The organism is Gordonia sp. LMA167, assembly GCF_058130025.1.
This window is the reverse complement of the sequence record NZ_CM176708.1, coordinates 3,188,710-3,204,322: the sequence shown is the minus strand read 5'-3', so window position 1 is coordinate 3,204,322 and position 15,613 is coordinate 3,188,710. Positions and strand designations below refer to the sequence as shown.

Sequence of the window (15,613 nt, the reverse complement as noted above, 5' to 3'; positions counted from 1 at the left end):
GCCCTACCTCCCCTCGGTATCGGAGCCGGGCGCGGCGGTGCCGAAGCCCTTGACGAAGATGAACGCGATGAGCGCGACGCAGATGAAGATCAGGATGCTGATCGCCGACCCGACACCGAGGTTGAAGGCCTTGAACAGGTTGTCATAGCCCAGCATCGACACCGAGTAGGTGTTGTTGGAGCCTCTGGTCAACACGTAGATGTTGTCGAAGATTCGGAATGCGTCGAGTGTACGGAACAGCAGGGCGACCAGGATGGCCGGCTTCATCAACGGAATGATGATGCGCCACAACCGAGTCCATGCGCCGGCACCATCCACCTGCGCGGCTTTGAGCAGGTCGTCGGGGACCAGGGCGAGACCGGCGAGCAGCAGCAGCGCCATGAACGGCGTCGTCTTCCAGACCTCGGCGAGCACGATGATCGCCAGCGACGGCCACTGTTGGGTCAGCGGCGCACTGCCATCGGGCAGCAGATTGGCGAGGTACCCGGTGTCCGGCGTCCAGGCGTAGTACCAGGAGAACGCCGCCGCGACGGTGACGATGCCGTACGGGATGAGCACGACGGTACGGATCGTGCCCTTGCCGAAGATCGTCCGATGCATCACGAGTGCGATCGCCATACCCAGAACCAGTTCGATGGCCACCGACACCACCGTGATCCCCAGGGTGATGAAGAACGAGGTCCACCAGTAATTCGAGGTCAGGACCGTCACGTAGTTGCCGAACCAGACGAATTCCCGCTCCCCCGGCGCCGAGAGGCTCATCTTGTTCAGCGACAGCCAGCAGGCGTAGATGATCGGATATCCGGTCACCAGCAACATCATCACCGCAGCCGGTGCGACCAACCAGAAGGCCAGCCGTCGCTCGGCCGACTTCCCCTCGCTCAACCCCTTTTTCTTCGTGGCCGGTTGATCGACCTCGGGCCGGGTCGCCGTGGCGACGGCCCCCGCCGGCGCGGTCGATGCGGCCGAGGGGAACTCCGGAGCCCGTCCGGCCGCCGCATCGGATTGCGGCGGAACCCACGAGCCTGCTGCGCCGTCGGCGCCGGTCCCCGATTGCCGGTTCACCTCTGGCGGTCGAACCGAGGGCTCGCGCGGGGTGGCGTTCTCGTCGGGCATGGCATGCCGTCCCGACCGGGAACGCGGATCATCGTTGTCTCCCGTGGTCATGGGATCAGTCCCTCTCCGTCGATCGCGCGCTGGACCTGATCGGCGAGTTCGTCGACCATCGTCTCCGGATTCCATGCACCGACGGGACTCAGAGTCGCCGTGACCAGCGTCGAGATCGCCTGGTAGTCAGGCGATGCCGGACGCAGGGCCGCCGTCTGCTCGCGGAGTTGGTCGCGGATGTCGTTGCCCATCGGGTAAGCGGCCTGGAAGTCCGGGTCGTCGTAGAGCGATGCGATCGTCGGCGGAGTACCGCCCTCGATCGAATAGACCTTCTGCGCATCACGATTCGTGAGACAGGCCGCGGCCTGGAACGCGAGGTCCTTCTGCTGCGATGTACTCGCCACCGCGATGTTGACCCCGCCCAGGGTCGTCCTGGTCTGCAGGTCGGGACTGACGCCCGGATAGGGCGCGAAGTTGAACTTCGTCCGGACCACCCGGTTCACCGGCGCCAGGTCGCTGTCGGCGGGCGGGTTGTCCGGGTCGGCGAACATCGGACCGAATTTGGCCATCTCGGGAAAGAACGGCACGTCGCCCGCGGCGGCGTTGCTGCGCATGGATGAGAACACAAACGGCCAGTTGACTTCGAAGGTCGCGTTGCCGTTCTCCATGCCGAGGCGTGCGGAGGACTCGTCCGAGTTGGTCAGGGACGGATCGTGGCCCGGTGCCGTCGCGACCGCCTTCAGTGTCCGCAGGGCCCGCAGGGTGGCTTCGCGATGCGCGGGAGTGTCGTTGAGCGTCTGCTTGTTCGGATCGTTGGGGTCCACCACCGAACCGCCCGCGCTGACGAGAACCGAGTTGAACCAGACCATCAGTCCTTCGTATTGCTTGCCCTGCACCATGATGTAGCTCGGCCCGCCCTTGGCGCGGATCGCCTCGGTGTCGGCGAGCATCTCATCCCAGGTACTCGGTGGCCGTACCTTGTTGAGGTACTGACGCAGGACATCGGGCCGGTACCAGAGCAATTGGGTGTTGGTCCACGTCGGGATCGCATACAGCCGCTTACGCGTGTCGTCCGGCGTCTTCCAGGTCGCCGTCTCGCGCGGGCCACCGAGACTCACCGCTGCGACGTTGCGGGCCAGGTCATCCGGTACCGGGACGAGCCAGCCGGCATCGGCGAACTCGGCGGTCCAGACGACGTCCATTCCCATCAGATCCAAACCGTGATCGTTGCCTGCCAGTCGGCGCGCCAGCTGCAGTCGCTGATCATCGGCCGCCTTGGGCAACGGAGTGGTCACGATCTTGTATGCGCCATTGGATTCCTGGCTGCACTTCTGTCCGACCTTGTCGATGAACGACGCCCCGTCGGCGGGCGGATAGATGTTGATCACCCGAGGCGTGTAGCCGGACCCACAAGCGGTGACGATCGGGAGCGCAGTCGCCAGTGCGACCGTCGCCATCACCAGCTTTCGCCGCACGCGCCGTGGAGATCGACCGAATTCGGAACTCCCAGCCCGGAACCGCACGCAGCCTCCTCGATGTCGTCACGGTGTAGGACTCGAGGCCACACACCGGTCAGCGTCTGCGTAACGTTATATCTCGACATTCGTGACATGCAACACATTCGGCATGAGCGTGCCAGAACGTACAGAATCGTGATCTCCGGCGAACTGCAGGACGGTTTCACCCTGGCGAATTCACCGTGCCGAGTCGGGCCTCGGCCCGTCGGGTGTCAGTTGGCCAGACGGCTCAACATGTCGCGTGCCTGCTCGGCACTGCGCGGATCACACAGCACGTCGTATCGTCCGGCGACGAGTTGCATCGTCGAGGCGAAGTCGCGCTGACCGCGGGTCGCAGCGTACGGAATGGTGGTCGAGATCACGCCGAAGATGATGCCGCCGACCAAGCCGAAGACGACGGGCGCGAAACCGGCACCGGTCACCACAAGCGAGACGAGCAGACCGAAGAAGAGTCCGAGCCACGCACCGGAAACGATCCCACCACCGACCACCTTGCCCCAGGTGAGTCTCCCGATCACACGCTCGACCTGCATGAGGTCCACGCCGACGATGGTCACGTCCTGCACGGTGAAGTTCTGATCCGAGAGATAGTCGACGGCGCGCTGCGCCTCGGCATAGGTTCCGTAGGAACCGATCGGCCATCCCGTCGGTGGCGTCGGCAGGCCCGGGGTCTCGCGGCGCATCGGATTGGTCATCTCGCGTCCTCCACTGGTCGTCGGCGCCGTCGGGCACCGTTCGGCGGCGTCGTCCGGCGCGGCGGGCCGCAGGAACGTGCCTCCACGGCGCACGTTAGTCGGGTACACGGAAGTCGACAACGCGTGCACCGTCCACCGCCACCAACCCGCCGTCGGGATGTACGCAGCGTGCATCCCGATGCCACTACCCTTACGACTATGTCGTCGGTGAGCAAGGTGTTTGTGGCCAGGTTGGTCGGATTGGCCGTGCTCGGGCCCGACGGCGAGTCGATCGGCCGCGTCCGTGACGTCGTGATCGCCATCCGGATGGGCGGTCAGCAGCCACGCGCCCTGGGGCTCGCGGTCGAACTGACCACGCGCCGACGGATCTTCGTCCCGATGTTGCGTGTCACCGCCATCGAGCCCAATGCGGTCACCCTCAACACGGGAACGGTGAGTCTGCGGCGCCTTCATCTCCGTCCCGGCGAGGCGCTCGCGATCGGCCAGGTCCTCGATTCGCGCGTCCGGGTCGACGACCCCGACCTCGCCGACCTCGCCGGAGTGGACGTCACCGTCGTCGACCTCGGCATCGAACGGACCCGCACCCGCGACTGGGTCGTGTCGCGCGTCGCGGTACGTACCGGCCGCAAGGGCCTCCGCCGCCGCGGCGAGACCCACGTCGTCGACTGGCATCGGGTCAGCGGACTCACCCAGACGGAGTTGAATCTGCCCGGACAGGGTGTGGCGCAAGCGCTGATGCAGTTCGAGGGCATGCGGGCCGCCGACGTCGCCAACGCGCTACGCGAGTTACCGGTGAAGCGCCGGGATGAGATCGCGGCCGCCCTCGACGACGAACGTCTGGCCGACATCCTCCAGGAGCTGCCACCGGACGACCAGACCGACATGCTGTCCCATCTCGAGCTCGAGCGTGCCGTGGACGTCCTGGAGGCGATGGACCCCGACGACGCCGCCGACCTGCTCGGCGAACTACCCGACTCGGAGGCGGAATCCCTGCTCGAGCGCATGGATCCCGAGGACTCCGAGCCCGTCCGCCGGCTGCTCACCCACTCACCGGATACCGCGGGTGGTCTGATGACCTCCGAGCCGATCATCGTCACCGCCTCGACGACGATCGCGGAAGCACTTGCGCGCGTGCGTGATCCGGATGTCACGCCCGCCGCGGCCAGCCTGGTGTTCGTGGTTCGGCCACCGACGTCCACTCCGACCGGCAAGTATCTCGGCTGTGTCCATCTGCAGGCGTTGCTGCGCGAGCCTCCCGCGAACATCGTGGGCGGCATTCTCGACACCGACCTGTCGCGGCTGCACCCGCAGGACTCGTTGGAGGCGGTCACCCGGTATTTCGCCACCTACAACATGGTGTGCGGTCCGGTGGTCGACGAAGAAGGCCATCTGCTCGGCGGAGTGAGCGTCGACGACCTGCTCGATGAACTGCTCCCCCGCGACTGGCGTGAGACCGAGCCCGAGGACACCGGCCCGATCGTCGGCATCGCCGGCGCCGACACCGCAGGAGCTGGTGCGTGAGCATCGAACAATCCGGCCGCCGACTCGACACCCCACGCCAGGGCCGTCGGATCTCGTTCAACCTCGACTCCGACGTGGTCGGCGTGTACGCCGAACGGATCGCGCGGTTCCTCGGCACCGGCCGCTACCTGGCGATCCAGACGGTCGCGGTCATCGTGTGGGTGGCCCTGAACCTCGTGGCCGTGTCCTGGCGCTGGGATCCGTACCCGTTCATCCTGCTCAATCTCGCGTTCTCCACCCAGGCCGCGTACGCCGCACCGCTGATCCTCCTGGCCCAGAACCGCCAGGAGAACCGCGACAAGGTCGCCTTGGACGAGGACCGGATGCGGGCGGCGCAGACGAAAGCGGACACGGAGTTCCTGGCGCGCGAACTGGCCGCGGTGCGTCTGGCCGTCGGCGACACGGTGACCCGCGACTACCTCCGCAAGGAGTTCGACGACCTGCTGACCGAGCTCACCGATCGGCTGGCGGACAGGTCTGACACGCTCGACGACGCCGATCGCGATCGGGCCCGTCAGCGCCGAGGTCGCCCGGAGGCGGATTCATCGTCGACCGCGTGATGCGCCCGCGTCGGTAACGCGAGCCCGTTCATCCGGCGATCAGTTGCATGTGGCCAAGAATTGTCAGGTTCTTGTACTGGGGCGCCCGACCCATATGTATCGTGGGTCACACGTCGGCCGGCCCCGGTACAGGGACTCGGGGATTCGCCAGGTGGATTCGCATACGGCGATTCACCAGCGGATTTCCGCCAGCGGGCCCGGCGACGATCCGCGGGATCACGGGGGGCGGACCAGCATGAGTACCCGAACACAATCGGAGTGGGTGTGGACAGGCAGTCGATGTCGGTGGCGCAGCAACCATCGGCGAGGGGTGGGACGATGACGCCGGGGCATACCCGATGAGTCCCCGAGTCTTTCATCGTGCCCAGGGACCGCGCCGTCCACGACTTCCCCGGCGCGCGATGGCCGTCGGCACGGGCGGTGTGCTGGTCGGGGCGATGATGCTGGGCGCTGCGACGTCGAGTGCGTCGAGCGGCTCGGTGATCGCCGCCGTGGAGACCACCGCCGACAGCGTCCCGGCTGCGGCCGCAGAGATCGCGCCCGGCGCCCCGGTGACACTCCTCGGGTTCGCGGCACCGCCACCCAAGACCGTCGAACCGGCGCTGACACCTCAGTTCCGCATCACCGGCTCGCTCCCGAGCGGACCGCTCGGCATTCCCGGCGTGGTCCTTCAGGCATACAAGCTGGCCGCTAACCGCATCGACGCCGAGTCGCCGCAATGCAGGTTGCCATGGTTCCTCTTGGCCGGAATCGGGCGCATCGAGTCGAATCACGCCTCCAACGGTTCCGTCGACCAGTACGGAACCACCATCAACCCGATCGAGGGTCCGATCCTCGACGGCTCCCTCGCGGGCAATGCGGTGATCCACGACACCGATGGTGGACGCATCGACGGGGACAGTTCCCATGACCGCGCGATGGGCCCGATGCAGTTCATCCCGAGTACGTGGGCGAGCTGGGGCTCCGACGCCAACGGCGACGGCAAGGCCGATCCGAACAACGTCTTCGATGCGACGTATTCCGCCGGCCGCTACCTGTGCGCCGGGGTGGCCGACATCATGGCCGAGAAGAACAAGGTCGCCGCGGTCCTCCGCTACAACCATTCGATGGAGTACGTGGCCAACGTGCTGAGCTGGGCGGCCGCGTACGCAACCGGCGTGATGCCGACCAACCCGATTCCGGAACCGAAGCACAAGAAGGCCGCGACGTCGTCGAAGAAGAAGAAACCATCGACCTCGTCGACGCCGACGTCTCCCGGGGACAGCTCCTCGTCCCCGTCGAGCCCGGAGAGCAGTACCCCGGACCCCACCTGCCTGGGTGCGATCTGCCTCCCGCCCGGTCTGGTGCCGCCCAATCTGCTGCCGCCGCAGTTGCAGCCCCCGAAGCCGGCACCGTCGTCCGCTGCTCCCAAGCGCAAGAAGCCGGGAGGCGCCGTCGCGACCACGACCACACCTCGACCGGGCGCCTGACCGCGCACGGGACGGGCGGACGGCGACGTTCGTCCGGCGGTTAAGCTGGCAGGTGATGACTACTGGAGTTCTACCCACCGAATCAGCGGTCCGCGCTGCGCTCAGCAAGGTCAACGACCCGGAGATCGGGAAACCGATCACCGACCTGGGGATGATCAAGTCTGTCGCGGTCAACGATGACGCGAGCGTCGACGTCGTCGTCTATCTGACGACGTCCGGATGCCCGATGAAAACGGAGATCTCCGGGCGCGTGGAGAGTGCCGTGGCCGATGTCCCCGGGGTGGGCACGGTTCGGGTCGAGCTCGACGTGATGGACGACGAACAACGCACGGAGCTGCGCAAGAAGCTGCGCGGCGACAAGGCCGAGCCCGTGATCCCGTTCGCCCAGCCCGGTTCTCTCACCCGCGTGTACGCCGTCGCCTCCGGCAAGGGCGGCGTCGGCAAGTCGAGTGTCACGGTCAACCTCGCCACCGCGCTCGCCGAACGCGGCCTCTCGGTCGGCGTCCTCGATGCCGACATCTACGGCCATTCGGTACCGCGCATGCTGGGCAGCGACGCCAAGCCGACGCAGGTCGAACGAATGATCATGCCGCCGATGAGCCACGGCGTGAGGTTCATATCGATCGGCCAGTTCACCGACGGCAACACCCCGGTGACCTGGCGCGGACCGATGCTGCATCGTGCACTGCAACAGTTCCTGGCCGATGTCTACTGGGGTGACCTCGACGTTCTGCTCCTCGACCTCCCACCCGGCACCGGCGATGTGGCGATCTCCATCGCGCAATTGATCCCGGGCGCGGAGATCCTCGTGGTCACCACGCCGCAGCAGGCCGCCGCGGAGGTCGCCGAACGCGCCGGCGCGATCGCCCTGCAGACCCGCCAGAAGATCCTGGGTGTGGTGGAGAACATGTCCTGGATGGAGTTGCCCGACGGCTCCCGGATGGAGCCTTTCGGGTCCGGCGGCGGGGCGATGGTGGCCGAGCGGCTGTCTCGTGCGGTCGGCGCGCCGGTCGAGTTGCTCGGTCAGGTACCCCTGGAGACCAGTCTGCGCGAAGGCGGCGATGTGGGTGTGCCGGTCGTCCTGTCCGCGCCGGAGTCCGCCGTCGGTTCGGCTCTACGCGCCATCGCAGACAAGCTCGCCGTTCGTCGACGCGGCCTCGCCGGGATGAGCCTGGGAATCGACACCACCCGTCACGGCTGAGCCGGACCCACCGCATCGTCGGCGGCTCGGTGGCGGCCGCTGGCCCTGGGCCCTAGGTGGCGTCCCAGTCGGCGACGCTGCGGGTGCGTGTCGCCGTCGGATCGCTCTGCGTCTCACGGGGATTCGGCATCGGCGCCGAGACCGGCTTGATCTCCGGCGTATCCGTGGTGTTGCGGTCGACGGTCGTCGCATCCAGCCCGAGGTTGAACACCGAGTCGTCGCCGTCCAACAAATGCTTCGTCACGATCGCACGCGGTGTCATCCCGCGGAGCTCGTTCAGATCGGACAGCGGTTTGCGCAGTTCATCGAACTCCGGGCCCAGTTCGTCCTTGAGTTGATTCGTCGCACCGGTCGCGTAGTCGCGGACCTGACGTAGCGACTTCATCGTCCATGAGACCGCGCCGGGCAGCCGGTCGGGCCCGAGGATGATCAGGCCCGCAGCCATCAGAACGGCGATCTCACCCCACCCGATACTGCTGAACATTCCTCGTCCCCATCACTCGAGGCACGAACCGCTCCGGTTCGTGCCGTCAGTCGCTCGCCGGCGTGATCGTGCCCGTGAAGGTGCGACCGTCACGCCAATAGGTGAACGGCACCGTGTCATCGATCTTCGCCGTCCGGACCGCGACCGTCAATTCATCGGCGCTCTCGATGGTCCGGCCGTTGAACGAGGTGATGACATCGTCTTCCCGTACGCCCGCCTTGTCCGCGGGTCCGCCGGCGACCACGTTGCGGACCTGCGCGCCGAGCACGCGGTCGTTGCGTACCGAGCTGGCGTTCACCCCGATCTGCGGGTGATGCACTTCCCCGTTGCGGATCAACGTCTGCGCGATGGGGATCACCTGATTGATCGGGATGGCGAATCCGAGGCCGATCGAACCTCCGCCGGGCACCAGACCGGCGGTGTTGATGCCGACCACCTTGGCGTCGTCGTTGACGAGCGGCCCACCGGAGTTGCCGGGATTGATCGCCGCATCGGTCTGGATCGCGTCGATCACGGCATCGGTGTCGGACTCCGCATCCGGTCGCAACGGCACCGGACGGTGCAGCGCACTGACGATGCCGCTGGTCACGGTCCGGTCCAGGCCCAACGGCGACCCGAACGCGACGACCTCCTCGCCGATCTGGAGCTTGTCTGAGTCCCCGAGCCGGGACACCGTCAGGTTGTCGACGTTGTCGACCTTCACGACCGCCAGATCGGTCTTCGTATCCCGGCCGACGATGCGTGCCGGCACCCGCGTCCGATCGAAGAAAACCGCCTCGAGCTTGGCGTTGCGGTCGTTGGCGGCCATCGAGACCACGTGATTGTTGGTGACGATGTAGCCACTCTTGTCGATGATGAAGCCCGACCCGGTCCCCACCGAACTCGAGGTCCGGACATCGATGGCCACCACCGACTTCTCCACGGCCCGGGCGACGCCGGCGACCGGTGAGCGTGGAGCGGCATTGCCGTCATCGTCGCCCGAAGACAGCTGCACCGAATCAGAGTTCAACGGTGAGACGACCTCGGCGGTCCAGCGCCCGATCAGGCCGCCGAACAATCCGACGAGCAGCGCCAGCACCGCCAACGTCGCCAGGGCGTGCCAGCTGACACGCTTGCCGAACACGACATCTCGGATGCCCAGCCTGGGTCCCGGGTCGGTGGGCTCGGCGGTCGTCGGCCGACTCACCGCGGGATCGGCGAGCGCAGCCATGCTCTCGGGATCACGCCACGGGTCCGGGGGCGTCTCGGGTCGGTCCGGCTCGCCATAGGTGGCCAGTGGATCGCGCTGCAGCGTCGAGTTCTCGCCGGCGGGGCGCCCGAATGCCTCGGCCAGGACCGGGTCCGGTGCGGCGATCTCCGGAGCGGGTTGTTCTGATTCGTCCGACGACTGCGCGAACGAGCCGTGTACCCCGGAAGGTCGTCCGAAGACGGCTGCGGTCTGCGGTGACACCGGTGTGTGCACCGAACGCGTCAGATCGGGTGTGCCGGGTGACGCCTCCGAGCCGGACTCGGCACCATCATCGGGCTGGGGGTCTTCCGCGGCCCGGGAGGTCTGCTCGAGTTCGCTGTCCTCTCGTGATTCCACCTGTCAGCGGCCTCGCCAGCGACTCATCCGCGCCCGGGTGCTGCTCTGCTCGGCCCGGCCCCGCGACGCGCCTGTCACCGGGAACCCGGGCGGCATCGCCATCGGGTTCATCGACGGATCGCGCTGCCAGGTGTCGGCGCCGTGCGGTTCGGTATCGGCATCGCCGGAGGTGGGAGTGACGTCGATCTCTCGTGTGGGTATCTGGCTCAGCTGACCGAGGAGACCGGCCGGCATGGAGACGTCGGCGGCCGAACGTAGCCGCGAGCGTGCCGTCACCTGCGCATCCACCGCGGACATGCACTCGGGACAATGCGCCAGATGCTGGGTTGCGCGCATGTGTGCGGTCATCCCCAGCTCGGCGTCGACGAAGGCTGCCACCGCCTCGGCGGCGAGATGCTCGGTCGGCGCGAAGCGTCGCCCACCGGCGGTCCCCGGTGCACGGTAGGTGCGGTTCGACGAGAACGAGGTGGTCACGGGCGCCCACGTGGCCGGGTTCCACGCCGAGCGGCGGCGTCGCCGGAGACTCGCTGCGGGTAGCGGACCATCGCCCTGCTGCCCCGAGGTGGGTCGACCTCGGTCCATCTCCATCTGACGTTCACCTCTTCCACCGCTGCGGCCGGTCTCGCCGTCGTGTCGAATCCGTTCCACGCTACTGCGCCGGCGTCGTGAGTGCCCGTCACACCACCCCGGCGCGCGGCCACCCAGCCTATCCGAACATGACAACGAAGCCGGGTCGGCAGTGGTTCCCGTGGCTCCGGGCGGGTGACCGACGTACGACGACGGGTCCCACCTGGGCGCGACTAGCCGGCGTTCCCAACCGCCACCGACCTGCTGTCGGTGTGCCCGCGGGCATTGAGGTGATCACGAATCGTCTGCCGACCGCGATGGATACGGCTGCGGACGGTGCCGAGCTTCACACCGAGGGTCGCCGAGATCTCCTCATAGGACAGTCCCTCGATGTCACACAGGACGACTGCGGCACGGAATTCGGGCGGCAGTGCGTCGAGCGCGGCCTGGAGGTCGGGATCGAGATTCGCGTCGTGAAAGATCTGCTGCGGATCGGGAGTGTCGGCCGGAACGCGGTCGTACTCCTCGGGCAACGCCTCCATGCGGATCTTGCTGCGACGACGCACCATGTCCAGGAACAGATTCGTGGTGATGCGGTGCAGCCAGCCCTCGAAGGTGCCGGGCTTGTAGTTGGAGAGCGAGCGGAAGACCCTGATGAACGTCTCCTGGGTCAGGTCTTCGGCGTCATGTTGATTCCCCGATAGCCGATAGGCGAGGCGGTACACGCGATCGGCATGTTCACGCACCAGTTCGTCCCACGACGGCATCAGACTCTCGTCGCCGGTGGCGTCGAATCCGGCGGTTCCGCCGGGAACGACTTCTGCAGACCCCAGGGGATCAGTCATTTTGTGTGGCCAGTTCCCTTCCCCGGACATCACATCGGGTGAGGCGATGTTCACGATGTTAAACCAGCTTCGGCGACCCGATATTCCTCGAGTCACCGACGATACGGTTGAGAGGGCATTCCCCCGCCGATCGCTTGTGCGCTAGTTGAACCTTCTCCCATCGTGGTGTGGTCGCCGTATGAGACGCCTGAGGTTTAGCTGAGGAAGTCGGCCGATGATCACCGACCTGCACAAATGAGTCCTGACCACTCGGTTTTCTCCACCGTCGGTGGCGCGCCGCCGACGTATGAGAGACCCGGCGACATAACCTCGAGGGGTGACCGATTCATCCGGCGGAACCCGCCCGCCTTCCGCGTCGTCCGGGAGCACTCTCATCGACTACGCGGAGTCGGCGATCGTCGAGGACGATGCCCTGCTCGCGGCCAGATCCCGCGCGGATGAGCTCGGCGCCGATGCGATCGCCCCGTCCGTGGGTGCGTTACTGGCGTTGCTGGCACGTGCATGCGACGCGCACGCGGTCGTCGAGATCGGCACGGGTGCGGGCGTCAGCGGGCTGTGGCTCCTCAACGGCATGGCGGTCGATGGCGTGCTCACGACCATCGACCCCGAGCCCGAACACCACCGCGCCGCGCGTCAGTCGTTCGCGGCGGCAGAGATCGCGCCCGGCCGGACCCGACTGATCAACGGGACACCCACCGACGTGCTACCCCGGCTGGCCGACGAGTCCTACGACCTGGTCTTCGTCGACGGTCCGCTGATCAATCACCCGCGCCATGTCACCGAGGCGGTCCGGATGCTCCGTCCCGGCGGTGTGGTGGTGGTGCACAACGCGACCGCCGACGGCGCGGTCGCCGATCCGACGCGCAAGGATCCCCCGGCCGCGGCCGCGCGCGAGGCCGCGATGCTCATCGCCGACGACGAGCGGCTGCTCCCCGTCGTGATCCCGCTCGGCGTCGGCGTGCTCGCCGCGGCGAAAGTGCGCTGACCACTCCCCGCGGACGCCCCCGGACACCGACGTCAGACGTCGGTGGAGAAGCGGATGCCGTTGTCGGGGATCTGGACCCCGGGCCACACGCGCGCCCCTCGGAGGAGCTCGCACCGCGCTCCCACGTCGGCACCATCGCCGATGACCGTGTCTCGGATCAGAGCTCGCGGACCGAGCCGCGCACCGAATCCGACGATGCTGCGCTCGACCACCGCACCGGCCTCGATGACGGCACCGTCGAAGACGACCGCACCGTCGAGGCGCGCGCGTGGGCCGATCTCGGCGCCTCGGCCCACCACGGTCCCGCCGATGAGGACTGCACCGGGCGCCACACCCGCGCCCTCATGGACGAGCGACTCCCCGCGTCGGTCGCCGAGCGCGGGCGAGGGCGCGATGCCCCGGACGAGGTCGGCGGATCCCCGGACGAAATCCTCCGGGGTTCCCATGTCGCGCCAGTAGGCGTGATCGACATGCGCCTGGATGTGACGGCCGTCGGCGAGCAGTTTCGGGAACACCTCACGTTCCACCGACACGGGGCGGCCCGGCGGGATCTCCCCTTCGATCACCGAGCGCCGGAAGACGTACGTACCGGCGTTGATCTGGTCGGTCGGGGGATCCTGGGTCTTCTCCAGGAATGACGTGACCCGGCCGTTCTCATCGGTGGGCACGCAGCCGAAGGCGCGCGGGTCGCTGACCGACACCAGATGCATCGTCACGTCGGCGCCGCTGGTGCGGTGCGTGTCCAGCACCTCACGGACGTCGGTGCCGCCGAGCACGTCGCCGTTGAAGACCAGCACCGTGTCGGCGGTGAGGCGATCGAAGACGTTGCGGATGGCGCCGCCCGTGCCGAGCGGTTCGTCCTCGGTCACATAGGTGAGCTTGAGTCCCAGCTTGGACCCGTCCCCGTAGTACTCGGAGAAGACGTGCGCCTGGAACGAGGTACCGAGCACCACATCGGTGATGCCGGCCGCCTGGATACGCGACAGCAGATGGGTGAGGAAGGGCACTCCCGCCGTCGGCAGCATCGGCTTGGGTGCCGACAGCGTCAACGGACGCAGCCGGGTACCTTTGCCACCGACGAGCACCACTGCCTGCACTTCGCCGTTGTCGCCGTTGGCGCCAACCGCCTGCGCGCCTGCGCTGTCACTGCTCATGGCTCCCTCTCTGATTCCGTTCCCCTGCTCGGCGGGCCGCGATCACCGCAACCCGAGAACGCACCGCGAGCCCGACGCGCAGCGCCAGTCGTAGCGGGGCGCGCAACAAACCGGGATGCCGGTCTGCCTGGAAGCGATAGGCACTGCGGTGGTGCGCGGGCAGCATCTTCTCGGGATTGCGCCCGGCCGCATGCCCCTTGGTGTGGACGATCTCCGCGCTCGGCACATAGACGTTCAGCCACCCGGCCTTGCCGAGTCGGTCACCGAGGTCGACGTCCTCCATGTACATGAAGTATCGGGAGTCGAAGCCGTTCACCGCGTCGAACGCGGCACGGCGGAGCAACAGACACGAGCCGGACAGCCAGCCCACCGACCGCTCACTGGGGGCGGCGTCGTCGGCGCGGTAGGCGGTGGTCCACGGGTTGGAAGGCCAGATCGAGCCGAGCAGGGCATGGCCTGCGCCCGATACGAGGTCGGGTACGCGCCGCGCCGACGGATAGACCGAGCCGTCGGGTTCGCGGATCAACGGACCCAGCGAACCCGCCTGCGGCCAGCGCCGCGCCGCGGCGACGAGTTCGTCGAGCGAGCCGGGCCCCCACTCGACGTCGGGGTTGGCCACCGCGATGAACTCCACCGACGGGTCGACCTCCGCGACCGCGCGATTGATGCCACCGCCGTACCCGATGTTGCCGCCCGTCCGCACCAGCGTGACGTTGTCGAATTCCCGCTCGGCCGCCTCGGGGGCACCGTCGGTCGATCCGTTGTCGGCGATGACCACCCGGGGCAGCGGCGATGAGGTCGCCTTCTCCATGCTCTCCAGGAACGTCGAGAGATACTTCCCCGACGAATAGGTCACCGTCACAACGGCAAGCTCAGCGGTCACCGGGTAAGGGTAACCAACCGGCTGTGCGTCACCGCGCCGATGCGAGTTCACCGATCCGCCGCGGCGGCCGGATCGCCGGCGACCGCCCTGTGCAACGCCTCGCGCCATGCCGGGAGCGGCCTCAGCCCGGCAGCCGCCCACGAAGCTCCGGACAGCACTGAATATGCAGGTCGTGGCGCCGGGCGAGGGAACTCCCGGGTGGTGCACGGGTGAACCCGGGCGGGGTCGGCGCCGACCTCCTCGAAGACCGCCCGGGCGACGGCATACCAGGTGACGCTGCCCGCATTGGTGGCGTGCAACACGGTGCCCGCGGTCGCGTCCGACGGACCGGTCGTCACCAGGTCCCACAACCCGTCGGCCAGGTCTGCCGCGTAGGTCGGGGAACCGGTTTGGTCGTCGACGACCGTGATCACCTCACGTTCGGCTTCCAGTCGCCGCATGGTGCCGACGAAATCGCGGCTCGCCGGACGGCCGGTGTACACCCAGGCCGTACGGACGATCGTCGCCGCCGGATCGATCTCGCGCACCGACTGCTCGCCCGCCAGTTTCGACGCACCGTAGACGGTTTCGGGGATGCCCGACACATCGTCGGGTTCGTACGGGGAGCTCCGCGTGGGTGCGTCGTCGGTGGCTGCGGCACCGGCGAACACATAGTCGGTGGAGATGTGGATCAGCCAGGCCGCCGCGGCAGAGGTCGCCCGGGCCAGATGCCCCGGCCCGTCACGGTTGACCGTGAACGCGGCGTCGGCGTCGGCTTCGGCACCGTCGACATCGGTGTATGCCGCGCAGTTGATCACCACGTCACCCCCGCGCAGGTCGGCGAACACCGTCGAGACCGACGAGGCGTCCGTGATGTCGAGATCGGCGGACGTCAACGTCCGCAGCTGCGCCGGCGAACGCGCACCGGCGCGTAGCGCCGAGCCCAGCTGGCCTGCGGCCCCGATGATGTAGGTGGTCGGACTCATGGAACATATCGTGCCGTACCCGGCGTGCGCGCCCGGGATCGTCGTCGGTGATCTGGGTCTCGCCGACGGCGCACG

General features: G+C 67.6%; 15 protein-coding genes. 5 read left to right on the top strand and 10 right to left on the bottom strand.

Features of this window, described 5'->3' with window-relative positions; genetic code table 11:
* Positions 1 to 3: 3 nt before the first annotated feature.
* The 3 genes from ACVT6V_RS14475 to ACVT6V_RS14465 form a co-directional block, all read right to left on the bottom strand.
* Positions 4 to 1,167, bottom strand: coding sequence for a carbohydrate ABC transporter permease (locus tag ACVT6V_RS14475; RefSeq protein WP_489900487.1), 1,164 nt, complete (start codon positions 1,165 to 1,167; stop codon positions 4 to 6).
* Complete coding sequence (locus tag ACVT6V_RS14470; protein ID WP_489900813.1) at positions 1,164 to 2,564, bottom strand: extracellular solute-binding protein; 1,401 nt, start codon at positions 2,562 to 2,564, stop codon at positions 1,164 to 1,166. Before ACVT6V_RS14470 ends, ACVT6V_RS14475 begins: the two co-directional genes overlap by 4 nt.
* Before the next feature lie 272 nt (positions 2,565 to 2,836).
* Entirely contained in the window at positions 2,837 to 3,319 is a 483-nt protein-coding gene (locus ACVT6V_RS14465; RefSeq protein ID WP_489900812.1) for a YflT domain-containing protein, read from the bottom strand.
* Positions 3,320 to 3,517: 198 nt separating this feature from the next.
* Between ACVT6V_RS14465 and ACVT6V_RS14460 the strand changes: the two genes are divergently transcribed.
* From ACVT6V_RS14460 to ACVT6V_RS14445, 4 genes are all read left to right on the top strand, one after another.
* Positions 3,518 to 4,840: a magnesium transporter MgtE N-terminal domain-containing protein gene (locus tag ACVT6V_RS14460; RefSeq protein ID WP_489900486.1), complete on the top strand. Its 1,323-nt coding sequence runs from the start codon at positions 3,518 to 3,520 to the stop codon at positions 4,838 to 4,840.
* On the top strand, positions 4,837 to 5,400 hold the full coding sequence (locus ACVT6V_RS14455; protein WP_489900484.1) for a DUF1003 domain-containing protein: 564 nt from the start codon (positions 4,837 to 4,839) through the stop codon (positions 5,398 to 5,400). The genes ACVT6V_RS14460 and ACVT6V_RS14455 overlap by 4 nt, the downstream gene beginning before the upstream one ends.
* A gap of 338 nt (positions 5,401 to 5,738) precedes the next feature.
* Positions 5,739 to 6,869 (top strand): lytic transglycosylase domain-containing protein, encoded by a 1,131-nt coding sequence (locus ACVT6V_RS14450; protein ID WP_489900483.1) that lies wholly within the window; start codon positions 5,739 to 5,741, stop codon positions 6,867 to 6,869.
* 55 nt (positions 6,870 to 6,924) lie between these two features.
* Positions 6,925 to 8,070, top strand: coding sequence for an Mrp/NBP35 family ATP-binding protein (locus ACVT6V_RS14445; protein ID WP_489900481.1), 1,146 nt, complete (start codon positions 6,925 to 6,927; stop codon positions 8,068 to 8,070).
* A 52-nt stretch (positions 8,071 to 8,122) separates the two neighbouring features.
* Here the strand turns inward: ACVT6V_RS14445 and tatB are convergent, their stop codons facing one another.
* From tatB to sigE, 4 genes are all read right to left on the bottom strand, one after another.
* Positions 8,123 to 8,554 carry a Sec-independent protein translocase protein TatB gene (gene tatB / locus ACVT6V_RS14440; RefSeq protein ID WP_489900480.1) on the bottom strand — a complete coding sequence of 144 codons (432 nt, stop codon included), beginning with the start codon at positions 8,552 to 8,554 and terminating at the stop codon, positions 8,123 to 8,125.
* A 46-nt stretch (positions 8,555 to 8,600) separates the two neighbouring features.
* Positions 8,601 to 10,139, bottom strand: coding sequence for a S1C family serine protease (locus ACVT6V_RS14435; RefSeq protein ID WP_489900479.1), 1,539 nt, complete (start codon positions 10,137 to 10,139; stop codon positions 8,601 to 8,603).
* A 3-nt stretch (positions 10,140 to 10,142) separates the two neighbouring features.
* Complete coding sequence (locus tag ACVT6V_RS14430) at positions 10,143 to 10,727, bottom strand: hypothetical protein (protein ID WP_489900478.1); 585 nt, start codon at positions 10,725 to 10,727, stop codon at positions 10,143 to 10,145.
* Positions 10,728 to 10,939: 212 nt separating this feature from the next.
* Positions 10,940 to 11,551 (bottom strand): RNA polymerase sigma factor SigE, encoded by a 612-nt coding sequence (gene sigE, locus ACVT6V_RS14425; RefSeq protein WP_489900477.1) that lies wholly within the window; start codon positions 11,549 to 11,551, stop codon positions 10,940 to 10,942.
* A gap of 316 nt (positions 11,552 to 11,867) precedes the next feature.
* Here sigE and ACVT6V_RS14420 point away from each other — a divergent pair, with 316 nt between their 5' ends.
* On the top strand, positions 11,868 to 12,536 hold the full coding sequence (locus tag ACVT6V_RS14420) for an O-methyltransferase (protein WP_489900476.1): 669 nt from the start codon (positions 11,868 to 11,870) through the stop codon (positions 12,534 to 12,536).
* Between the two features lie 32 nt (positions 12,537 to 12,568).
* On the opposite strand, the gene manB is transcribed toward ACVT6V_RS14420, so the two are convergent.
* Genes manB through rfbD form a run of 3 tightly spaced genes read right to left on the bottom strand, consistent with a single transcriptional unit; the run spans position 12,569 to position 15,538 of the window.
* On the bottom strand, positions 12,569 to 13,690 hold the full coding sequence (gene manB / locus ACVT6V_RS14415; protein ID WP_489900475.1) for a mannose-1-phosphate guanylyltransferase: 1,122 nt from the start codon (positions 13,688 to 13,690) through the stop codon (positions 12,569 to 12,571).
* Entirely contained in the window at positions 13,680 to 14,573 is an 894-nt protein-coding gene (locus ACVT6V_RS14410) for a glycosyltransferase family 2 protein (RefSeq protein ID WP_489900474.1), read from the bottom strand. The genes manB and ACVT6V_RS14410 overlap by 11 nt, the downstream gene beginning before the upstream one ends.
* A 47-nt stretch (positions 14,574 to 14,620) precedes the next feature.
* Positions 14,621 to 15,538: a dTDP-4-dehydrorhamnose reductase gene (gene rfbD, locus ACVT6V_RS14405; RefSeq protein WP_489900472.1), complete on the bottom strand. Its 918-nt coding sequence runs from the start codon at positions 15,536 to 15,538 to the stop codon at positions 14,621 to 14,623.
* Between the last annotated feature and the right edge of the window lie 75 nt (positions 15,539 to 15,613).

Bases quoted from the DNA above. Each gene is read 5' to 3' on its own strand.
- ACVT6V_RS14475 (WP_489900487.1), bottom strand. From the start codon at position 1,167: ATGACCACGGGAGACAACGATGATCCGCGTTCCCGGTCGGGACGGCAT.
- ACVT6V_RS14470 (WP_489900813.1), bottom strand. From the start codon at position 2,564: ATGGCGACGGTCGCACTGGCGACTGCGCTCCCGATCGTCACCGCTTGT.
- ACVT6V_RS14465 (WP_489900812.1), bottom strand. From the start codon at position 3,319: ATGACCAATCCGATGCGCCGCGAGACCCCGGGCCTGCCGACGCCACCG.
- ACVT6V_RS14460 (WP_489900486.1), top strand. From the start codon at position 3,518: ATGTCGTCGGTGAGCAAGGTGTTTGTGGCCAGGTTGGTCGGATTGGCC.
- ACVT6V_RS14450 (WP_489900483.1), top strand. From the start codon at position 5,739: ATGAGTCCCCGAGTCTTTCATCGTGCCCAGGGACCGCGCCGTCCACGA.
- ACVT6V_RS14445 (WP_489900481.1), top strand. From the start codon at position 6,925: ATGACTACTGGAGTTCTACCCACCGAATCAGCGGTCCGCGCTGCGCTC.
- tatB (WP_489900480.1), bottom strand. From the start codon at position 8,554: ATGTTCAGCAGTATCGGGTGGGGTGAGATCGCCGTTCTGATGGCTGCG.
- ACVT6V_RS14430 (WP_489900478.1), bottom strand. From the start codon at position 10,727: ATGGAGATGGACCGAGGTCGACCCACCTCGGGGCAGCAGGGCGATGGT.
- sigE (WP_489900477.1), bottom strand. From the start codon at position 11,551: ATGACTGATCCCCTGGGGTCTGCAGAAGTCGTTCCCGGCGGAACCGCC.
- manB (WP_489900475.1), bottom strand. From the start codon at position 13,690: ATGAGCAGTGACAGCGCAGGCGCGCAGGCGGTTGGCGCCAACGGCGAC.
- rfbD (WP_489900472.1), bottom strand. From the start codon at position 15,538: ATGAGTCCGACCACCTACATCATCGGGGCCGCAGGCCAGCTGGGCTCG.